This is a genomic window from Streptomyces sp. NPDC057654 (assembly GCF_042800135.1).
In the GTDB taxonomy this organism is placed as follows: Bacteria; Actinomycetota; Actinomycetes; order Streptomycetales; family Streptomycetaceae; genus Streptomyces.
This window is the reverse complement of sequence record NZ_JBHVHQ010001141.1, coordinates 1-2,206: the sequence shown is the minus strand read 5'-3', so window position 1 is coordinate 2,206 and position 2,206 is coordinate 1. Positions and strand designations below refer to the sequence as shown.

The following is a 2,206-nucleotide window of genomic DNA, read 5'->3' as shown; positions in this document are numbered from 1 at the left end:
CACCCGTACGTGCGCCAGTACGAGCCGGGGGCCGCGCCCGAGCCGGGGCCCGTGCCCGTACGAGCTGCCTTTACGAGCGGCCTTTACGTACGTCCGTACGAGCCGAGGCTGCCCCCTCGTACCCGCGCCCGCGCCCGTACGTCCTCCCACCGCCCCTCACCCTTCCGTAGCCGTCACCCGCACCGCCGGCGTCCGCAGCGTGTACCAGGCCGGGGCCGCTGTCGCCAGGAGCGCGATGACCGCGCAGGCCGCCGCGATGCCCGCGACCGGGACGGCCGGGATCACCACGGGCGCGCCGCCCACGATCTGCTGCAACGCGATCCACAGCCCGCCCAGGCTGAGCGCCGCGACCCCCGCCGCCAGCACCACGCCCACCGTGACCACCAGCAGCGCCTCGGCCGCGACGACCCGCAGCACCTGGGCCGGGGTCAGCCCGGAGAGCCGCAGGAGAGCGAGTTCGCGGGCGCGGTGGCGGGTGGACATGACCAGGGTGTTGGCGATGGCGACGCCGGTGTAGAGGACGGCGATGCCGCCGATGACGAGCAGCGCGAGCTGCGTCTCCTCGGCCTTACGGGCGTCCACGCGCGCCGTCCACCGCCCGATCGGCACCGCCTCGGCGAACCCGTCGTGGGCCGCCGCCGCCGACACCGCGCCGCGCGCCGTCGCGGGGTCGGCGCCGGGGCGCAGCTTGACGTAGACGGCGTCGGGCAGCCGCGTACCGGCGTAGCGGGGGCTCACGAAGACGCCGCTGTCGCCGAGGCCGGTCTTGAGGACGGCGGCCACGCGGAGCGGGACCTCGCGGCCGTCGGCGAGCCAGATCGTGACCTTGTCGCCGACGGAGCGGTTCCAGGACTCGTCGACGACGATCGTGCTGTCGTCGAAGTCCGTGAGCGTGCCGGAGACGACCGGGAGCTTCATCACGGCGGTCAGCGCGGACGGGGCGACGGCCCGCGCGGGGTAGGGCAGCAGCGGGGCGCCGGCCGGGTAGAGGAGCGGGTCGGGGCCGGGGACGGTGAAGACCGTCGTCGGCGTGGTGGCCGCCGCGTCCACGCCGGGTACCGCGCGGACCCGGTCCACGGCGGCGCGGCTGAGCCCCGGCGCGTGGAGCGGGACGACGGCCATGTCGGCGGCGCGCACCTGGTGTTCGACTTCCGTGGAACGGGCCGTCTGGATGGACTCCGAGGTGCTCCACAGGGAGCAGGCCAGCCCCACCGTGATCAGGACGGGCGCGGCCGTGGCGGCGGTGCGGCGGATCGAGGTGAGGGCGGCGGCCCGTACGAGCATGGTGCCCGCGCCGCGGCTGCGGGCGAGCGGGGCGGTGACGAGCCGGGCGATGAGGGGGATGACCACCGGCGAGAGCAGCGCGAAGGCGAGGATCAGCGCCGGGGCGGCCATGGCGGTGAGCCCGGCCCAGTACAGCGGGGGCAGCAGGGGCGCGCCGGCCAGCAGCCCGATGCCGCAGGCCAGGGCCGTCAGCCCGGACAGCCGGCGGCCCACGGTCATGGCCTTCCGCTCGGCCTCGCCGTCGTGCAGCGCCTCCAGCGGCCGGACCCGGCCCGCGCGGAAGGCCGAGGCCCCGGCGCCGAGCCAGGCGAGGAGCACGCCGAGCGCGAAGGCGGCGAGGACGAGCAGGACCGACAGCCAGGACGGCGAGACGGAGAACCACTCCGGCGCGATCCCGTGCCCGGCCAGCCAGTCGGCGAGCAGCGGCCCGCCGAGGACGCTCAGGGCGCAGCCGGCGGCGGAGGCCACGATGCCGACGATCTTCGCCTCGCTCAGCACCAGCCGCCGCACCTGACGGGGCGTGGCGCCGGCCAGCCGCAGCAGGGCGAGTTCGCGGCGGCGCTGGACGACGGAGTAGGAGAAGGTCGAGGCGATGACGAAGACGGAGACGAAGGCGGCGACGGCTGCCGCCATGCCGAGCAGGCTGCTGACGCCGACGAGGGCCTCGGAGTCCTCCTTCGCGCGCGGGTCGGCGTCGCGCCGGTCGTCGCCGGTGAGGACCTGGGCCTTGTCGCCGGCCGCGGCGCGTGCGACGGCGGCGCGTACGGCGTCGGCGTGGCCGTACGTGACGAGCGCGTCGATACGCGGGGAGAGCCGTGCGGCCTCCCGCTCGCTGAAGAAGAGCGCGTGCTCGAAGGAGACGGGGGCCGTGACGCCGGAGACGGTGTAGGAGCGCGGCCGCTCGGGCGTCAGCACGGTCACC

Annotated in this window: 1 protein-coding gene; it reads right to left on the bottom strand. The window is 76.2% G+C overall.

What is annotated here, in order from left to right; translation table 11 throughout:
* Nucleotides 1-156: 156 nt before the first annotated feature.
* Nucleotides 157-2,206 (bottom strand): FtsX-like permease family protein (locus tag ACFU99_RS41370; protein ID WP_384403281.1); only part of this gene is annotated, 2,050 nt, incomplete at its 5' end.